Origin of the sequence: Pseudomonas sp. NFACC16-2 (assembly GCF_900119205.1) — a bacterium.
Lineage (GTDB): Bacteria > Pseudomonadota > Gammaproteobacteria > Pseudomonadales > Pseudomonadaceae > Aquipseudomonas > Aquipseudomonas fluorescens_Q.
The window spans coordinates 1-16,258 of sequence record NZ_FPIX01000034.1 but is presented as its reverse complement, the minus strand read 5'-3'; the positions used below and the strand labels follow the sequence as shown (position 1 = coordinate 16,258).

The following is a 16,258-nucleotide window of genomic DNA, read 5'->3' as shown; positions in this document are numbered from 1 at the left end:
CACGTTGCAGCAGGCATGGTTAGCGGGACGGAATGCCCCGCAGATCATCGGCGATAAATCCGCTCAAATGGCCGGTGTAATAGTCTTCGACATCGGAGTTGCCTCTGTTCGTCAGGGCGCCCGCGATGCCTCTCATGGCCTCGAGTTGCCCGATCGCCCCACCCGGCATCAGCCCCTGGCGGGCCTGGGCAAAGTGCAGCACTTCGACACCGGCCTTCTTCACCTTGACCTGATAATTGAAATCGACACTGGCCAGATACGTACCGTCGGCGACGATTTTGTTCATGAAGCCACCTTGAGTGTCTTGGATACGGCGCGCATAGACGGCGCTGACGTCCAGCAGATAGTCAGCGGTTTCCTTGCTGGAGGCATAGCGATTGCCGTCGAGCAGGCGGACGATCAGGTCGGTGTGCAACTGGTCACGGACTTTTTCGTCGGGCAGAAAGCGTTCGTTTTTGCCGACGACTTCAACGTTGAACGTGTCGATCCAATAGGTGGCGGTCTCGGGGATCGCCACCGGCGCAGGGGAAATGTAGTAGTCGGGCTTGGAAGCGCAACCGGCCATAAGGCAGAGGGCCAGCAACAGGGTAAAAACTCGCATGTTTGAATTCGTCCTTGAGAGGTAGCGGCATAATGGCGGCTGCATTCTACGGGGTTTGTATGAGCGCTCAAGTTGTTTGGCCCTGACGGAGTGCCGTCCCGTCTCACTCAATCCCAATGTCCACGACCGTTTTCCCCGCCCCACGCCCCTCGGCTACCTGCGCAAAGGCCTCGTTGACTTGCTCCAGGCCAAACCGGCGCTGATCCAGCTTGATCCGCAGTTGCCCTGACTCAACCAGAGCGGCGGCCTCCCGCAAGATCTGACCATGATGCTCGCGCCCCTTGCCGGTCAGCAGCGGCATCAACGTAAACACCCCGGAATAACTCGCCCCCCGAAACGACAACGGCGCGAGGCTGTGTTGGCCCCAGCCGAGGCAACTGAGCACGTGGCCGGTGTAGGTTTTTATCGCGTTGAAGGACGCATCCAGGGTCGAGCCGCCAACAGTGTCGTAGACAATGTCGAAGCCTTCGCCATCGGTGTACTGGCGCACGTAACTGTCGGTGTCCTGGGTCCGGTAGTCGATGGCTGACGCGCCCAGTTCGCGGATGAAAGCCTGGCTGGCGGCCGAGCCCGTGGCGTAGACCTCGGCGCCACGGGCCTTGGCGATTTGCACGGCCATTTGACCGACGCCGCCCGCCCCGCCATGAATCAGCACCTGTTGCCCGGCCCGAACGTTGGCGCGATCGACCAAGCCTTCCCAGGCCGTAATGAATGCCAGCGGCAAGGCGGCCGCTTCGCGCATGCCCAGTGAGCGAGGCTTGGGCGCAATCAGGCGGGCATCGACCGCGATGTATTCGGCCAGCGCGCCTTGGGCCCCACCGATCCCGCCGGCCATGCCGAACACCTCGTCGCCAGGCGCGAAGTCATTCACGCCCTCTCCCCGTTCGACCACCATCCCGGCCAGGTCGATTCCCAATACGGCGGGCAGCGGCTGACGTGCGTGGGCCCCGCCTCCCGCCGCGATCTTGGTGTCCAGCGGGTTGATTCCGGCGGCATGCACCTTGATCAATACCTGGCCTTTGCCGGGAATGGGCCGGGAGATGGAACGGACAATCAGCGCAGCCTGAGCGGTTTCGGCAACGGCGGCGGACATGGTGTTGTTCATGACGGTAAACCTCCAATGAGTGGGCAGGTTCATAGTGCGAGGGAAGACGCATTCCGATAAGTGAGCAACAATGGATAGGATTTATTCCAGGCAGAGGCTAAATCCAGATGGATCTGTTCGACGCAATGCAGGTGTTCGTGCGGGTGGTGGAGCGCGGCTCGTTTTCGGCCGTCGCCAGGGAACTGAACCTGGGCCAACCGGCGGTGAGCAAGCAGATCCGCGCGTTGGAGCAACACCTCGGCGGGGCGCTGTTTGCCCGCAGTACCCGCCAGCTCGCGCTGACCGACCAGGGGCAGCGCTTCTACGCCGAGAGCAAGGACATACTCGCAAGCGTGGACGCCGCACGACTCAGTTTCGCCAGTGGCCAGGAACAGATCGCCGGCCTTCTGCGCGTGGCGGTGCCCGTCAGTTTCGGCCGATTGTGTATTGCGCCCCTGGTGGGCGAGTTCCTGGCCCTTCACCCACAGCTTCGTATCGACTTGAGGTTAAGTGATCAGAACGAAGACGTGCTGAAGGAAAACATCGACCTTGCGATTCGCATCGGCGCGGTGAAAAACGAAGGGCTGGTAGCGATTTCCCTCGGCGACAGCCCGCGCCGGGTGTACGCCTCCCCCGCCTATCTGCAACAGCACGGCACGCCCCTCGCACCGGCTGACCTGGCCGGCCATAACTGTTTGGCGTTCACGCTGCTGGAGCATTATGACGTCTGGCGGTTCGACCAGGATGGCCGACAGCACAGCGTAACGATCAAGGGCAACGTCACCTGCAACAGCAGCGAGGCGATCCGGGAAATGGTGCTGTCGGGCCTGGGCGTTTCGCTGTCACCGCAGTGGCTGTTCGCTGCCGATGTTCGCCAGGGAACCGTCTGCCCCCTGCTGGCCGATTACCAGCCACTGGCGCTGCCCATCAGCGCCGTGTTCAGTCAAGATCGACGCCGCTCGGCACGGACTCGTGCTTTTGTGGATTTTTTGCGTGGGCGTCTTTAACCGGATCAGGATTCACAAGCCAATGACGGCTGCGCCGCCTTCCCATGCCGTCCTGGAAAATACGCCGCCGCCCCCACGCCCACCGCCCCCATCACCACGCAATACCCCACGCACACCCACGGGCTCCACGGCACCAGTGCAATCAGCATCAGCGGTGTCATGCTGGCCCACAGGGCATAGGCGATGTTGTAGGTGAGCGAGATGCCGGACACGCGGATCTTCGGCGGGAACAGGCTGACCATCACCGACGGCACCGCACCGACCACGCCGCAACCCAGCCCGGCCACGGCGTAGGCCAGGCCCAGCCAGGCGCTGCCGCTGATCAGGCTGGCGTAGAGCACGGCAATGCCCACAGGCAGCAGCAGGCTGTAGAGCATGACGGTGCGCCAGGCGCCGATGCGGTCGACGATGAGCCCGGCTAGGACACAGCCGATGTTCAGGAAGACGATGCCCAGGCTGCTCAGGGCGAAGGTGTGGCTGGGGGTCATGCCGAAGCTTTTCTGCATCACGGTCGGGGTGATGACCACGAACACCACCACGGCAGAGGTCAGCACGCAAGTCAGGATGGCGGCGGGCAGCAAAGCCTGGCGGTGGTCGCGCAGGACCGTGCGCAACGGCAGTTCCGCTGCGCCTTCGCGATTGGCTTGCAGGGCCATGAAAATCGGCGTTTCGCTCAGCCAGCGACGCAGCCAGACGCCGATCACGCCGAAGACGCCCCCCAACAGGAACGGCAGGCGCCAGGCGTAATCGAGTATCTCCGTCGGCGTGTAGATCCGCGCCAGCGCTGTTGCGGTCAAGGCGCCCAGCAAGTAGCCGAAGGTCAGGCCGGCCTGGAGGAAACCCAGGGCATAGCCGCGATGATGCAGCGGCGCGTGTTCGGCCACGAATACCCAGGCGCTGGGCACCTCACCGCCCACCGCCGCACCCTGCAGGATACGCAGCGCCAGCAACAGCAACGGTGCGAAATAACCGATTTGCGCGTAGGTGGGCATCACGCCGATGAGCAGGCATGGCAAGGCCATCATCAGGATGCTCAGGCTGAATACGCGCTTGCGTCCCAGGCGATCAGCGAAGTGCGCCATGAGAATGCCGCCCAGGGGCCGGGCCAGGTAGCCGGTGGCGAAAATCCCGAAGCTTTGCAGCAAGCGCAGCCAATCGGGCATTTCCGGCGGGAAAAACAATTGGCTGAGGGTCAGGGCGAAGAAGACGAAGATGATGAAATCGTAGATCTCCAGCGCACCGCCCAAGGCAGCCAGGCCCAGGGTCTTGTAATCGGATCGGCTGAATCGGTCACCGGGTAGAACAGGGGTGGCAGTCATAGGCAGATTTGAACGATAAGTTGAAAGAGGGCGACGGCTCAGTCGTCGCGATCAGTATCCACCGGTTGAACCGGTGGCTGGCCTGGCTCGGCGTCTTCGGCCTCGTCGGCAGGCAGGAAATCCTTGCGGCTCTGGGCGATGGCCCGGCGTATTTCGTCGCCCTTGGTCGGGCAGTTCAGGAGGCGGGCGATGCCGTCGGGTTTCTGCGTCATCGCCATCCTCCGGCATGAGTGAACAGGGGCTCGATAGTGCTCGCTTTTGGCGCGTGATGCCAATTTTGTGTCTGGGCGGCGTCATTGTGGCAAGGGGTGCTTTGCACCCCAACGGGGATAAATCCCCTCGCCACAGGGGGTTGTGTCGTCTTGGGTCAGCGGTGGTAACGGCGCACTACGCTGCTGTTGCGCAGCACGTGGCCTTTGATTTTTTCCATCAGTTGGGCGCGTGTGAGGTCGGCGGGCAGTGCCTCCGGCGGCAGGTCCAGGGCGAAAAGCTGGATCAGGTAGTGGTGAGCGCTGTCGCCGACAGGCGGGCAAGGACCGATGTAGCCGTGGGTGTTCTTGCTGTTGATACCGCTCATGCCTTCCAACGAGGACTTGGTGCCGGCGCCCGTCGGAATCTGCCGCGTGGTGGCCTTGATGCCGTAGTGGATCCAGTGGTCGACACCTTGGCCCCTTTGGCCGTCCGGGTCCAACATGACGATGGCGTAGCTGAGGGTGCCGGGCGGGCCGGCGTTCCAACTCAGGGCCGGAGAAATGTTCTTGCCACCACAAGTATTGGCATCACTGGCTGCCGCCGCCGTGAAGAGGCGGTCGTCCGACACGCCGGGGATGCTGAGGGTAAAACGCTCCTCGGCCTGGACAGCCCCTTGTGCGCACAGCACCAGGGCGACGGCCGCCAGCCAAGGGGAGAAAAAGTTCAATCGGGTCATACCGGGGGCACCTTGTGCGTGTCTGGCCATGGACGGCTTGCGAACTATAGCCGCAGCTTCGCCAAGGTTGCAGTGACAATTATGCTGAAACTCGCCCCGATCCTGCGACTCCAAAGGGAAACGCCTGCCGGAGAATGACCATGTCTCTGCATCAAGTCGCCCGTTTCGCCGACGTTCGTGAAGATCGCGGCCTTGAAGTCAAAATCGACGACACGTCCATCCTGCTGTTGCGCTCCGGTGATCAAGTGCGCGCCTTCCAAGGCAAATGTCCGCATGCCGGCGCACCACTGGCCAAGGGCGCGGTGTGCCATGGACGGCTGATTTGCCCCTGGCACAAGGCCGCGTTCCGCACGGAAGACGGCGCCCTGTGCGAACCGCCGGCCCTCGACAGCCTGGCGCGCTACCACGTCGAGGTCCGGGACGGTGACGTCTGGGTCGACGATCAACCATTGCCAACCGATAAAGTCCCGCCGGCCGATGACGCACGCACGTTTACCATCATCGGCGCCGGTGCCGCCGGCACGGCTTGCGCGGCGGCGTTGCGCGAGAAGGGTTTTGGCGGTCGAATCCTGATGATCGACCGCGAAGCCGAAGCCGGCTACGACCGGACGGTGCTGAGCAAGTATGTGTTGGCCGGCGACATGGCAGTCAACGAGACAGCGCCGCTGCGCGATGAAACCTACTTCACCCGGCAACGCATCGAAAGGCTCCATGGCGAGGTCACCCACTTGGACCCCGACGCTCGGCAAATCCAACTCGCCGATGGCCGGCAGCTGGACTACGACGCCGCGCTCATTGCCACTGGCGGGGTACCCAAGATGCCAGCACTGCCCGGCATCGAATTGCCGCAAGTCTTCGTGCTGCGTTCGATCGCCCACGCCCGGCAGATTCTCGACACGGTCCGGCCAGGGCAACAGGCGGTGATCATCGGCGACAGTTTCATCGCCATGGAAGTCGCCTCGTCCCTGCGCAAGCGCGGGCTGGACGTCACCGTCCTGGCCCGGCATCCGGTGCCGTTCGCTGCACAGTTGGGTGAGAGCGTTGGCCAGGCCATCCTGGCCCGACACCGGGCCAACGGCGTGGTGTACCACACCGACGGCGAAGCGGCACGGATCGAGGGAGCGCACAAGGTCGAAGCCGTGGCGCTGGATAACGGCCAGCGTCTGGCTGCGGACCTGGTGATCGTCGGCATTGGCGTGCGCCCGGCCACCGAGCCGTTTGCCGGGTTGCCACGGGAACAGGACCAGTCGCTGTCCGTTGACGCAGGCATGCGTGTGGCTGAAGGCGTATGGGCCGTGGGTGATATCGCGACGTTCCCCCTCAACGGCGCGCCTGTGCGCATCGAGCATTGGCGCCTGGCCCAGCAACAGGCGCGCATCGCCGCTACGAACATGCTCGGCGGCGACGAGCGCTATCTGGACGTGCCGTTTTTCTGGACCTATCACTTTGGCAAACGCTATGACTATCTTGGCCACGCCGAGCACTGGGACGAAGTGGAATTCAAGGGCACGCCCGAGCATCCGCCCTTTATTGCCCTGCTGGGCAAGGACGGCCTCGTTGCCGCCGCAGTGGCTTGTGATGAAGGCCGGGCCATGGCGGCGTTGGCCCAGCGCATGAAACAACCGTTGCCGGTGGACGAGGCATGGCGGCTGGTTCGGGATTTCTCTTCGTAGATCTGTCCCACACCCCAAGTCCCCTGTGGGAGCGGGCTTGAACGCGAAAGCGTCGGCACGGCTTGCATCAATGTACGGAGTGATCGGCCGGCAGGTGAATCACGCCGGGGCGCTCCAGTGGCGCCAGGGGCGGTGGCTGCAAGTCGGGGCTGAGCAAGTGGAAATGCGGCACGACGTGGCTGATGTCGCCGTCCTGGTTGTTGTGAATGGTCTTCGAGCCGGGCTGGCGCAGCGTGTCCAGGCGCTCGTCGGTCAACTTGAAACTGGCGCTCAAGCCCTGGTCATTCACGACCGGGGCCGGCGACCGGCGCTGGGCGAAGCTACGACTTTTACGCTGTTGGTAACGCGCCCAGGTAATCAACAGCACCGCGTTGACCAAGGCGATCCATCCATAGACCTGCAAGGTCCCCAGGGTATCGAACAGAGACCCTCCCGGGCGCGGACCGGCCTGGCTCGCGAACAGCGGCCACAGCCCATTGACCAGCAAGTACAACAACCCCACCCACGCCAGTACGGTAAAAAACGCATCGATGAGCACCAGAAAAGGCCGTTGCCGGGTCCTGATAATTTTCATCGGATCACTTCCTCTTCCTGATCATCGAACGGTTTGATACCGCGATCCGGACTGATCCAGCGCGCACGCTTCTGATGCTGCCCGAACAGCACTTTTGGAAAGCTCACCAGAGTGGTGAAGAGGCTGATCAGCCAGAACACCAACGGGTACCAGACCACCCAGAACATGATGTGCCACAGGCCTTTTTCGTAGCGGCGGTCGATCAGGATGCTCACCGCGAACTGCAGCAGGCACACCACGGCCAGCAGCAGCCCGGTGAAGGCTGGCGGCATGAGGTGATCGACCGCAATGGCCTCTGGCATTTCGACGAACTTGCCAGCCCCCCAGAAAATCACCGACAGCAGGAACGTGAACGCCCAACCGGTGGACAGGCAATATTCGAACAACAGTGGCCACAGGTAGCGGTGGCGATACTGCCAGATGCCACGGATGTTCTTGAACAACACCTCGGCCCCCCCCTGGGCCCAGCGCAGCCGTTGCCGCCACAGGCCACGCAGGGTTTCGGGCATGAGGATCCAGCACAGCGCACGCGGCTCGTAGAAGATGCTCCAGTGATCCAGTTGCAGCTTCCAACTGATGTCGATGTCTTCGGTGATCATGTCCGGGCTCCAGTAGCCAACCCGGTGCAGGGCGGAGCGACGGAACGCGACGATTACGCCAGACACGGTGAAGATCCGCCCGAACACCCGTTGAGTGCGCTTGATCAGGCCGATGATCGAGGAAAACTCGCCGACCTGGACCCGGCCTATCAAGGTCGAGCGGGTACGGATGCGCGGGTTGCCGGTCACCGCGCCGAGGCGGGCGTTGTCCAGCATCGGCGCCACCAGGTAGGCACAGGTGTTCGGCGCCAGCAGTGCGTCACCGTCGATGCACACCAGGTATTCACTGCGCGCCGCGATGGCGCCCATGCGCAGGGCCACGGCCTTGCCCTGGTTTTCCGCCAGGTGCAGGACGCGCAGGCGCGGGTCTTCACCCGCCAGCTGATCGAGCATCTGGGCAGTGTTGTCCTTGGAGCCGTCGTTGATGGCGATGACTTCGATGTTCGGGTAATGCTGGCCCAGCGCCGCGTGAATGGTGTCGGCGACGTTATCGCCTTCGTTGAAGCACGGGATCAGGATACTGATCAACGGCTCGCCGGCCAGGGGCGGTGGCAAGGTGTCGTCCTTCCACAGCCAGTGGCGCTCCCAGTGCAGCCAGAAGTACAGGCCGCCGGCGATCCACAGTCCGGACATGAACAGCGGGTAAAAGAACACGAAGTCCATCAGGAATTGCCCGGTGACCAGGAAGATCAGGCCCAGGGGCACCCCAAGGACGATCGCCAGCACCAGCAGAGCGAGCAGTCTGTCGAGCATGTCAAGGATTCCACTTGTTGGAGAGCGCCGGCCGCACGGTTTTCACCGCGGGCTGGTCTTCGATGAAGTTGTCCGGGTAGTAACCGAAACTGGTCACGCCTTTACGCTTGAGACGCCCCATCCAGTCGGCCAATTGTTCACCGTCGATGTCGCTGACCGGCTTGCTGTGCCAGTCCCGGGCCTGCAATTCGAACACCGTGCGCTTGAGCGCGCCGGGACGGGCCTTGACGGTGTCCACCAGGCGGTCGAGCCAGGGGCCGGATTGCTGGCGGGTCTGATTTTCCATCAGCGGCATGGCCATCGGCGCCGTCCAGTCATAGGCGCCGAGGAAGTCATCGAGGTTCTGGGCGAACCAGGCTTCGCTGTCAGGATTGAGCATCGGTTCGGCAAAGATATTGCGCGCGGTGAGCACCTGCGGACCACGAATCGCCCGGACCTTGGCGGTCAGCTCATGGGTGAAGTCGATCAGGTAGCGGCTCTTGAAGCGGGTCCAGCGTTGCATCGCTGCAGGATCGGCCCGCAGGGCGGCAATGGACGTCGGCAGGCCGTTGGCGGCATAGACTTTCAGGGCTGCGGGGCTGGCATCTTCGAAGTCGGAGAACACCGCGTCGTCATGGTACAAAACGCCGTCCAATGAGCTCATCCGCGCCAGATCCTGGTAGATCTCGCCAATGACCTTGCGCACGTTCGGGTCGAACGGCGACAAACGCACGTACTGGTCCGGGGCAACGCCAGTCTTGCCGGTTTCCGGATCCCAGCGCTGTACCCGCGAAAGCTTTGCGTCCAGGGCGAAACTGAGCACCGGCATCCAGGCATAGACCTTGGCGTTGGCCCGGGTGCGCAACTGCCATGCAACCCGGTCGAACAGGTCGGCGCGCACTGGCAGGTGACGATTGGGGAAGTACAACGAATGCACGAGGCCGTCGCCTTTCGGATCGGCGAAGGCTTGCAGGAATACCGTATTGGCGCCCAGGTCGGAAATGCGCTGGACCAACTGGCCGACATTGGCTTCCTGCTGCACCGGGTCCGGATCGTAGACGTAATCCAGGTCGACATGTACCACGCGCATCGGGTCAATCGTCTGCACCGACACGATGCTTTCGGCGAAATGGGCACCATCCGGATCGGACGCCACCAGGAAGCGTGGGCCGCTCATCAGGTTATCCAGGCTGTCGAGACCATCCTCCAGGGTCAGGGCCATTTGATAGCCCTCGTTGCCAATCACCTGCAACGCAGTCCCGTCGGCTTCACCGTACGGCCAGACCCAGACACGCGGGCTGTAGCCAGTGACCTTGCGAATTTTCTCGGAAATGGCCGCCACGTCCTTGCGCAAGCGAGCCTGGAACTCGGCCTCGGTCTCGTAACGACCGGTGGCGGGGTCATAGCGCCGGGTGGTCGCAGCGGGTTGCTGGTTGCCTTGCGGGTTGGCGAGGATGCCTTTGTGATTGGCATCGGTGTGGGCGGCGATTTCCACCAGGCCCGATTTGGAAACCTCGCGAATCTGCTCCCAGGTCAGGAACTCGGAACGCTTGCGTGGCACCCCGGCGAAATCCACCGTTTGGTTCAGCGGCGTATCCACCCAACTGCCGACCGGGGCAAGGATCGCTGGCCAGTTATAGGCACGCAGGATGGGCATGACGCGAGTGTAGAAGCTCGCGTAGCCGTCGTCGAAACTCAGCAGCACCGCACGCGGTGGCAGTTCCGGGCCGCCATTGCGAGCCGTGATGATCTGATCCACCGTGACCGGCTGGTAGTTGTTTTCCCGCAGCCACGCCAGTTGCTCGATCAACCGTTCGGTACGCACGGCCACCAGCGCTTGGTCCGGGTCACGGTCGTCGACATCGTGGTAGGCGATGCCGAGCACATGGTTCTTGGGCCACGGGGCATCATTGGCCGCCAGCGGGCGCTGCGAGGGCGGCGTGAATGCCGGGGCTTGCTGGGCACAAGCGCTGATCAGCAAGACCCCCAGCAGAAGGATGAATCGCGAAATGACAGGCATCTTCAAACTCTTCTAGAAGCGATAGGTGAGGTCGACAAGCAGGCGCAAATCGCTTTCGCGATCGCCGTCGTAGGGGCGGTTGAGCCAACTCAGCGCGGCACCTGCCTCTAGCACGTCGTTCCAGATGAAACGCTGGCCGTAGCCGAGCAGTCCCATGGCCCCGGTGTCGTAGTCACGCTGGCTGTAGGTACCGGCACCGACCTGGAATTGCTGGCTCCACGTGGTTTCGTAGCGGCGATACAACACGTGGTTGGCGCTCACGGTCGGCATGACGCTGAAATCCGCTTTCGGGTTGAAATAGGGCACTTCGTTGGAGCCGCTGTTGCGGCTGGCAGCTACTTCCAGACCCAGCTCCACTTGCAGGCGCGGCGTGCTGTAGATGCCCTCGCGACCGGTCAGCTGGGTTTCGAGGCGGTTGTTGCCGTCACTGAAATGAGATGGGCTCACCGCCAGTCGCCACTCGCGGCTTTCATGGGCCCGCCAGCGGACGAAACCACTCCCGCCGTTGGCGCGGATGCCGCTGTTGAGCGCCCGCAGCGGGGTATTGGCCGAGAGGTAATCCAGGCTACCGCCGTATTGCCAGTGGTCGTCGATGTCTCGGGCCACGGCCACGCGCGCGCCTTGCTTGTCGCCGGAACCATAAGCGTGATTGGAGACCTCGGCCTCCAGCGTCATGTCCCGGGTGCGACGCTCCACGCCCAGGCGCTGCCAACGGTGGTGGCCAGTGCCTTCCTCGAAATCACCGGTGGCGTAGCCGGCACCGCCGAACAGCCGCCAGTCTTCATCGATGGGCGGGCTATAGAGCAGCGTTTCGATACCAAAGTCCCGGCTGCCAGTGACTGCGCCGGCGTCACCGTTGCCACCGCCATAGCTCTTGCCGGTGTACGCCTCGATGCGCAGCTCGGCCATGTCGTGTACCTCGCGCTGGCGCTGCAGACGTTTGACATGGGCGTTTTCCGGGTAGCGGACGACCACGTCGTCGGTCAGGGCATCCAGCTGCCGCCACTCCTGCAAATCCATGGCCGCACGGGCCTGGGCGATTTCCAGGTCACGGTTGCGCGGGATCGTCGCCTCGACTTCTTTGAGCAGGTTTTCCGAACGGCGCGGCCAGTCACGGGCCTGGTACAGATCGGCCTGGGCCAGGCGCATGCCGGTGTTGCCCGGGCCTTGGTTGACCAGGGTGTCCAGGCGCGCTTCGGCAGAAGGCAGGTCGGCGCCGTACGTGCCGGCCTGGGCGGCGAGTTGCTGGGCGTCCATCCATTCATCGTTGGGGTTGCCGATCGGCAGGCCCTTGAGCTCGATGCGCGGACGCTGGGCTTTCGCCATGTCTTCGGCCAGTGCACGGGCCTCTTCGGATTTTTCACTTTCCAGCAACGCATAGTAGAGCGCGGTGCTGTCTTCAAAACGCTCCGCGGGATCGGCATCCGGCGCAGTCAGGACCCGGCGGTACAGATCGACGGCAATCTCCGGCTCACGCTGTTCCAGATAGGAAGAGGCCACCCAGCGCAGAGCATAAGTGGGAATGCTCACACCCTCGGCGATCAGCTTCTGGTATTCGGCAATCACTTCTGCTCGACGGGCGCGGGCATTGAGCGCGCCCATGCGATCGATGCGCCAACGGAGTACGTCGTCGTGGGCCTCGGCCACCGGGGTCCAGGTGGCGAGCAACTTGTCGTAGTCGGCCAGGGCACGGTCGGCAATGACGAAGCGCTCCTGTTCGCTGCGGCTGGCCATGTCCGCCAGGCGCACCCGTTCGGCTGCTACGTCACCTTCCAGGCGGCGCTGCACGCCACGGTCGATCAGCCCCGGCTGCAGACGCGCCAGGCGCAACGCCGGCTGGGGCAGCCGCGCGCGTTGCAGGGCGTAGATGTATTCGCGTGCAATCTCCGGGCTGTTGCCCGCACGGGTGAAGGCTTGGTCGTATTCGAACAGCGCCTCGTGGGGGCTGTTGGCGCGGGTCAGGGCATAACCCAGCGCCAGTCGACGCATCGGATCTGTCGGTTTGGCGGCGACCATGGCCTTGGCGCGAGTGACGGCTTCGTCGGGCTGACCGCCATCGGCCTGGGTCAAGGCCAGGCCGAGTTGCAAGTCGGGGTTCTTTGGATCGATCACCAAGGCCTGACGGTACAGCTCTTGCGCCGAATCCCAACGCTTGAGGTTTCGATAGGCGCGAGCCGTAGCGGTCAGCGCCTGGACAGGCAGCACTCGATGGCGGCCCTGGGTCTCATAGACCGTCACTACCTCAGCGTCGAGGCCGGCCCAACTGGCGATTTGCAGGTGGTCGCTGATCTGCGCAGTGCTGGCCTGGCCGGCCGGTACCTGGCGCAACGCAGTCAGCGCAGGCGTGTAATGGCCGGCACGGGCGTCGAGCACCATTTGGTCATAGGCGGTATCGGCAAACACCAGCATCGGCCAGCACAATTGGCTGCACAGCGCGACGCGAAACAACGGGCGCAAACCACGTTGAAGAAAAGGACCCACAGTACGCGGCATTCGTCAGCATCCTTACATGGCCAGCCGGGTCGCAGTGCCCCCTTGCCCATCAAACAGGAAGCCGGATCAAAGAAATCCAGCCAAGCTCTAATGGGCCTAGTCTTGCACTCTCAGGCGGATCATCTTCAGGAACGCCACAATTCTTCAGAATCGCTACAGATTTCGGCGCAGGGCTGATCGATAGGCTTAAAAAAACCCGGCCCATGCGTCATGCACGGACCGGGTTTGGGGTGTTGCCCAAGCGTGTTACTGGACGGCGACGCCACCGCCCAGCTTGCTCATCACGAATGCCGTGAATTGCTCAACGGTCATCTTCTGGCCGTTGAAATCGACCTGATTGTTGGCGTAGTGCAGCTTGGTGACAACATCGTTGCCTTCAAGCGTTGCCAGTTCCGAACCGACCGCCATGGCGCTGAACATATCGCTGGTGGCAGTGGCCTGATCGGCGATCAACTTCGCATCCGTTTGGCCTTCCATCTGTGCCTGCACGGTCATCAGGTCCACCAGCATCGGTTTGGAAACCTTGACGTTGAAATCCAGCAGCGCGAGCAACTGACGGCCCAACTCATCCGGTGGCAGGTCCATGGACTGCGGCTTGGCCAGATCAACGATCAGGTTGGCGCGGCTTTCACCATTGGCGGTGCTGAACGACAGGTTTTCCAACGCCACTTGCGGGGCGCCGGCCAGGAGTTTCTCCAGATCAGCCTTGACCTGCGCTTCTTCAGCTTCGGTCAGGCTCAGCTCTGGCGCCGGCTCACCGGCTGCTGCGGCCTCGGCTGCAGCTTTTTCGTAGGGTTGCAGCTTGGTCTGGTAAATCTGCATCAGCGACATGGTGGCCGGGATGTCCAGGTTCTTCAGGCTGACTGCCATCTGCGCCGAACCAATGGTCTTGTCGTTGAACGACAACTCACCGATCTTGTAATCGGCACGCCCCGAAGCGCTGGTGCCGCTCTCGGTGCTGCTGTTCTTCATCTCGAAGTTCTTCAGGCCCAGCACCGACTTCGGCTCACCAAAGGTGGCCTTGGTGTTGCTCAGCAGCAGGGTGTTGTCACCCATGTAGTAACCGTAGGAGCTTTTGCTCAGGTTGCTCGCCAATGTCAGGCCATTCAGCTCAACCTGCACGGGAGTCTGGTCTTCGGCGACGGTGGTCAGCTTGAAGCTGTCCATATAGCCGTCGGCCTTGACCTTCTGTGCCTGGGCGCTGGCAGCCAGGTCGATTTTAAGACCGGAGAAAGTGAGCTGGGATTGCTCATCCAGCTTGGTATCCACGGGCAGCAGCTCGTAGGTGCCATTGATGGATTGGTCGTAACCCAGGTTGACCACACCTTTGAGCGGCGATTGGTCCTTGGTGGCGGCGAACCACTTGTCAGTCAGCGGATTGCGCTCAAGCGCGGTGTGGCTGGTGGCCATGACCGGTAGCCATTTGAGTGTTATCAAGCGCGAAAATGGCAGTGGGCCGTGTTCGATCTGGTCGACGAAGAGCAGCTCAACCGGCTCGCCACCGAAGATCTCGCCCTCGCCCTTGAGGCGGTAGTGGGCGGTGCTGCTGAACGTTCCACGGTCCATGGAAACCAGCTCCAGGGTGGCGGTGCTATTGGACCCGGCCAAGGCTGTCTGCATCTGCTTGTTGCTATCGGCAATAGCGTTCGTCAACACGCCTTCGAGCTTGGTCCCGGTGTACCAGGCGCCGCCCGCACTGACAGCACCGACAGCCACAACGATTCCCAGGAGTATGCTTGCTGATTTATTCATGAGTGACCCGATCGATATCCATGGTTGAACAAAGCCGTCGTCTTCCCTGACCCGCAAAGGGTGTGGCTCGACGCCGAAAAAAGAGGAGGGGAGATTACCATCAGGTACCCCTGCGGGCCCAATGTTTAAAGGGGTAAAAACGTTTTCTTGCGAGGTGGTCTACGAATATTGGACTTCTATCTCGTCGAGCTGATGGTCGAAAGTCTTGAGACGGGCCGTCCAGGTGTACACCAGCACTTCGAAATCGCGATTGATCACTGCCGCGCCCGATGATGAGTCTGCGCGTGAATCGCAGAAGTCCAGTTGATAGCGCTCACGGGCCATGGCATTAGCCACGTCACACAACTCTCGCGCGTTATTGAGCCAATGCCAGCCGTCCTGGGTGACTTGCTTGTCCAAGGCTGCACATTGGGTTTTCAGGGCTTCCAGGCTTTTTTCCAAAGGGGTACCGGTGAGCTCCCCCATGACTTCCTGGAACGTGCGGCCAGGCTGCCAATAACTGCCCCAGAAATAACGGTCAAACACCGTTTCGACACGTCGCAGCGCAACCTTGGTATCCCAAATCAGCACCAGTGTCTTGCCTTGTTCGAGGTGTTTTTTCTTGATGCGCTGACCCTGCAGCGATGCCCAGGCCACGATTGCAATGGATATCACGCCGATCAGCGCCGCGGCGCTATCGAGGAACAACAGCGCTTTGTCGATCTGGTGAGTGAGCATGACGCCATAGAAATATGTGGCCGAAAGCAGCAGCAAAGCCACAATGGCGCACCAGAAGCCGGGAGCATAAGGGTTTTTCATTATTGGAATCCCCATGACCAGTGACGTCGCGGGCCCTTGGTCAAGGCCCGACTATCACAGCATAGCAACGGCATTGGGGGTTTGCCGGGGCATCAGGAGCTTGATCCGATTACCGGCCCAAAACGACAAAACCCCTGGCTGCTGATGCAGACAGGGGTTCTGGGAATTCAATCTTGACGATGACCTACTCTCACATGGGGAAACCCCACACTACCATCGGCGATGCATCGTTTCACTGCTGAGTTCGGGATGGGATCAGGTGGTTCCAATGCTCTATGGTCGTCAAGAAATTCTGCGACCAACCCGTTTAACAACAACGTGTCGGTAAAATCGATGACTTCTACTAAAAACAAAACCCCTACCTGCATCAGCAGATAGGGGTTTCGGAATTTAATCTTGACGATGACCTACTCTCACATGGGGAAACCCCACACTACCATCGGCGATGCATCGTTTCACTTCTGAGTTCGGGATGGGATCAGGTGGTTCCAATGCTCTATGGTCGTCAAGAAATTCGGTAGCCAGCGCGTGCCTTGCGGTCACGTTCCAGCAAATGGGTATGCGATAGTTTGTGTGCTGCGCTCGAGTCTCTCGAACTTTCGGTTCGTTTCGTCTTCACACACCGCAATCTGGTCTCTTTCGCCTTTTGGCTTGGAGGTGACAAATTGCTTGGGTGTT

The 16,258-nt window shown here is 61.8% G+C and carries 13 protein-coding genes and 2 rRNA genes; 2 read left to right on the top strand and 13 right to left on the bottom strand.

Annotated elements, in window-relative coordinates; genetic code table 11:
- Positions 1-19 precede the first annotated feature (19 nt).
- Together BT116_RS22725 and BT116_RS22720 are read right to left on the bottom strand one after the other, a co-directional pair.
- A complete protein-coding gene (locus BT116_RS22725) occupies positions 20-601 on the bottom strand; it encodes a hypothetical protein (protein ID WP_072347235.1) in 582 nt (193 codons plus the stop codon).
- A 103-nt stretch (positions 602-704) separates the two neighbouring features.
- Positions 705-1,706: a zinc-dependent alcohol dehydrogenase family protein gene (locus tag BT116_RS22720; protein ID WP_072347233.1), complete on the bottom strand. Its 1,002-nt coding sequence runs from the start codon at positions 1,704-1,706 to the stop codon at positions 705-707.
- Between the two features lie 107 nt (positions 1,707-1,813).
- On the opposite strand from BT116_RS22720, the gene BT116_RS22715 reads away from it, so the two are divergent.
- Complete coding sequence (locus tag BT116_RS22715) at positions 1,814-2,692, top strand: LysR family transcriptional regulator (RefSeq protein ID WP_072347230.1); 879 nt, start codon at positions 1,814-1,816, stop codon at positions 2,690-2,692.
- Positions 2,693-2,697: 5 nt separating this feature from the next.
- On the opposite strand, the gene BT116_RS22710 is transcribed toward BT116_RS22715, so the two are convergent.
- From BT116_RS22710 to BT116_RS22705, 3 genes are all read right to left on the bottom strand, one after another.
- On the bottom strand, positions 2,698-4,011 hold the full coding sequence (locus BT116_RS22710; protein ID WP_072347228.1) for an MFS transporter: 1,314 nt from the start codon (positions 4,009-4,011) through the stop codon (positions 2,698-2,700).
- Between the two features lie 38 nt (positions 4,012-4,049).
- Positions 4,050-4,223 carry a hypothetical protein gene (locus tag BT116_RS31100; protein WP_163006770.1) on the bottom strand — a complete coding sequence of 58 codons (174 nt, stop codon included), beginning with the start codon at positions 4,221-4,223 and terminating at the stop codon, positions 4,050-4,052.
- 155 nt (positions 4,224-4,378) lie between these two features.
- The gene (locus BT116_RS22705) at positions 4,379-4,939 is read right to left on the bottom strand and encodes a YbhB/YbcL family Raf kinase inhibitor-like protein (RefSeq protein WP_072347226.1); all 561 of its coding nucleotides are present in this window, start codon (positions 4,937-4,939) and stop codon (positions 4,379-4,381) included.
- A gap of 140 nt (positions 4,940-5,079) precedes the next feature.
- Here BT116_RS22705 and BT116_RS22700 point away from each other — a divergent pair, with 140 nt between their 5' ends.
- Entirely contained in the window at positions 5,080-6,612 is a 1,533-nt protein-coding gene (locus BT116_RS22700; RefSeq protein ID WP_072347224.1) for an FAD-dependent oxidoreductase, read from the top strand.
- Between the two features lie 67 nt (positions 6,613-6,679).
- Here the strand turns inward: BT116_RS22700 and pgaD are convergent, their stop codons facing one another.
- The 8 genes from pgaD to rrf (BT116_RS22660) all read right to left on the bottom strand — a co-directional run bounded on the left by pgaD (position 6,680) and on the right by rrf (BT116_RS22660) (position 16,090).
- A complete protein-coding gene (pgaD, locus tag BT116_RS22695; RefSeq protein WP_072347222.1) occupies positions 6,680-7,186 on the bottom strand; it encodes a poly-beta-1,6-N-acetyl-D-glucosamine biosynthesis protein PgaD in 507 nt (168 codons plus the stop codon).
- Positions 7,183-8,538: a poly-beta-1,6-N-acetyl-D-glucosamine synthase gene (gene pgaC / locus BT116_RS22690; RefSeq protein ID WP_072347220.1), complete on the bottom strand. Its 1,356-nt coding sequence runs from the start codon at positions 8,536-8,538 to the stop codon at positions 7,183-7,185. The genes pgaD and pgaC overlap by 4 nt, the downstream gene beginning before the upstream one ends.
- A 1-nt stretch (position 8,539) precedes the next feature.
- Positions 8,540-10,537: a poly-beta-1,6-N-acetyl-D-glucosamine N-deacetylase PgaB gene (pgaB, locus tag BT116_RS22685; RefSeq protein WP_072347218.1), complete on the bottom strand. Its 1,998-nt coding sequence runs from the start codon at positions 10,535-10,537 to the stop codon at positions 8,540-8,542.
- A 12-nt stretch (positions 10,538-10,549) separates the two neighbouring features.
- Entirely contained in the window at positions 10,550-13,030 is a 2,481-nt protein-coding gene (gene pgaA / locus BT116_RS22680; RefSeq protein WP_072347216.1) for a poly-beta-1,6 N-acetyl-D-glucosamine export porin PgaA, read from the bottom strand.
- A gap of 246 nt (positions 13,031-13,276) precedes the next feature.
- On the bottom strand, positions 13,277-14,782 hold the full coding sequence (locus BT116_RS22675) for a YdgA family protein (RefSeq protein WP_072347215.1): 1,506 nt from the start codon (positions 14,780-14,782) through the stop codon (positions 13,277-13,279).
- Between the two features lie 159 nt (positions 14,783-14,941).
- Positions 14,942-15,580: an NADH:ubiquinone oxidoreductase subunit N gene (locus BT116_RS22670; protein ID WP_072347214.1), complete on the bottom strand. Its 639-nt coding sequence runs from the start codon at positions 15,578-15,580 to the stop codon at positions 14,942-14,944.
- Positions 15,581-15,751: 171 nt separating this feature from the next.
- Positions 15,752-15,867, bottom strand: a 5S ribosomal RNA gene (gene rrf, locus BT116_RS22665).
- A gap of 107 nt (positions 15,868-15,974) precedes the next feature.
- Positions 15,975-16,090: ribosomal RNA gene (rrf, locus tag BT116_RS22660) — 5S ribosomal RNA — on the bottom strand.
- Positions 16,091-16,258: the final 168 nt, after the last annotated feature.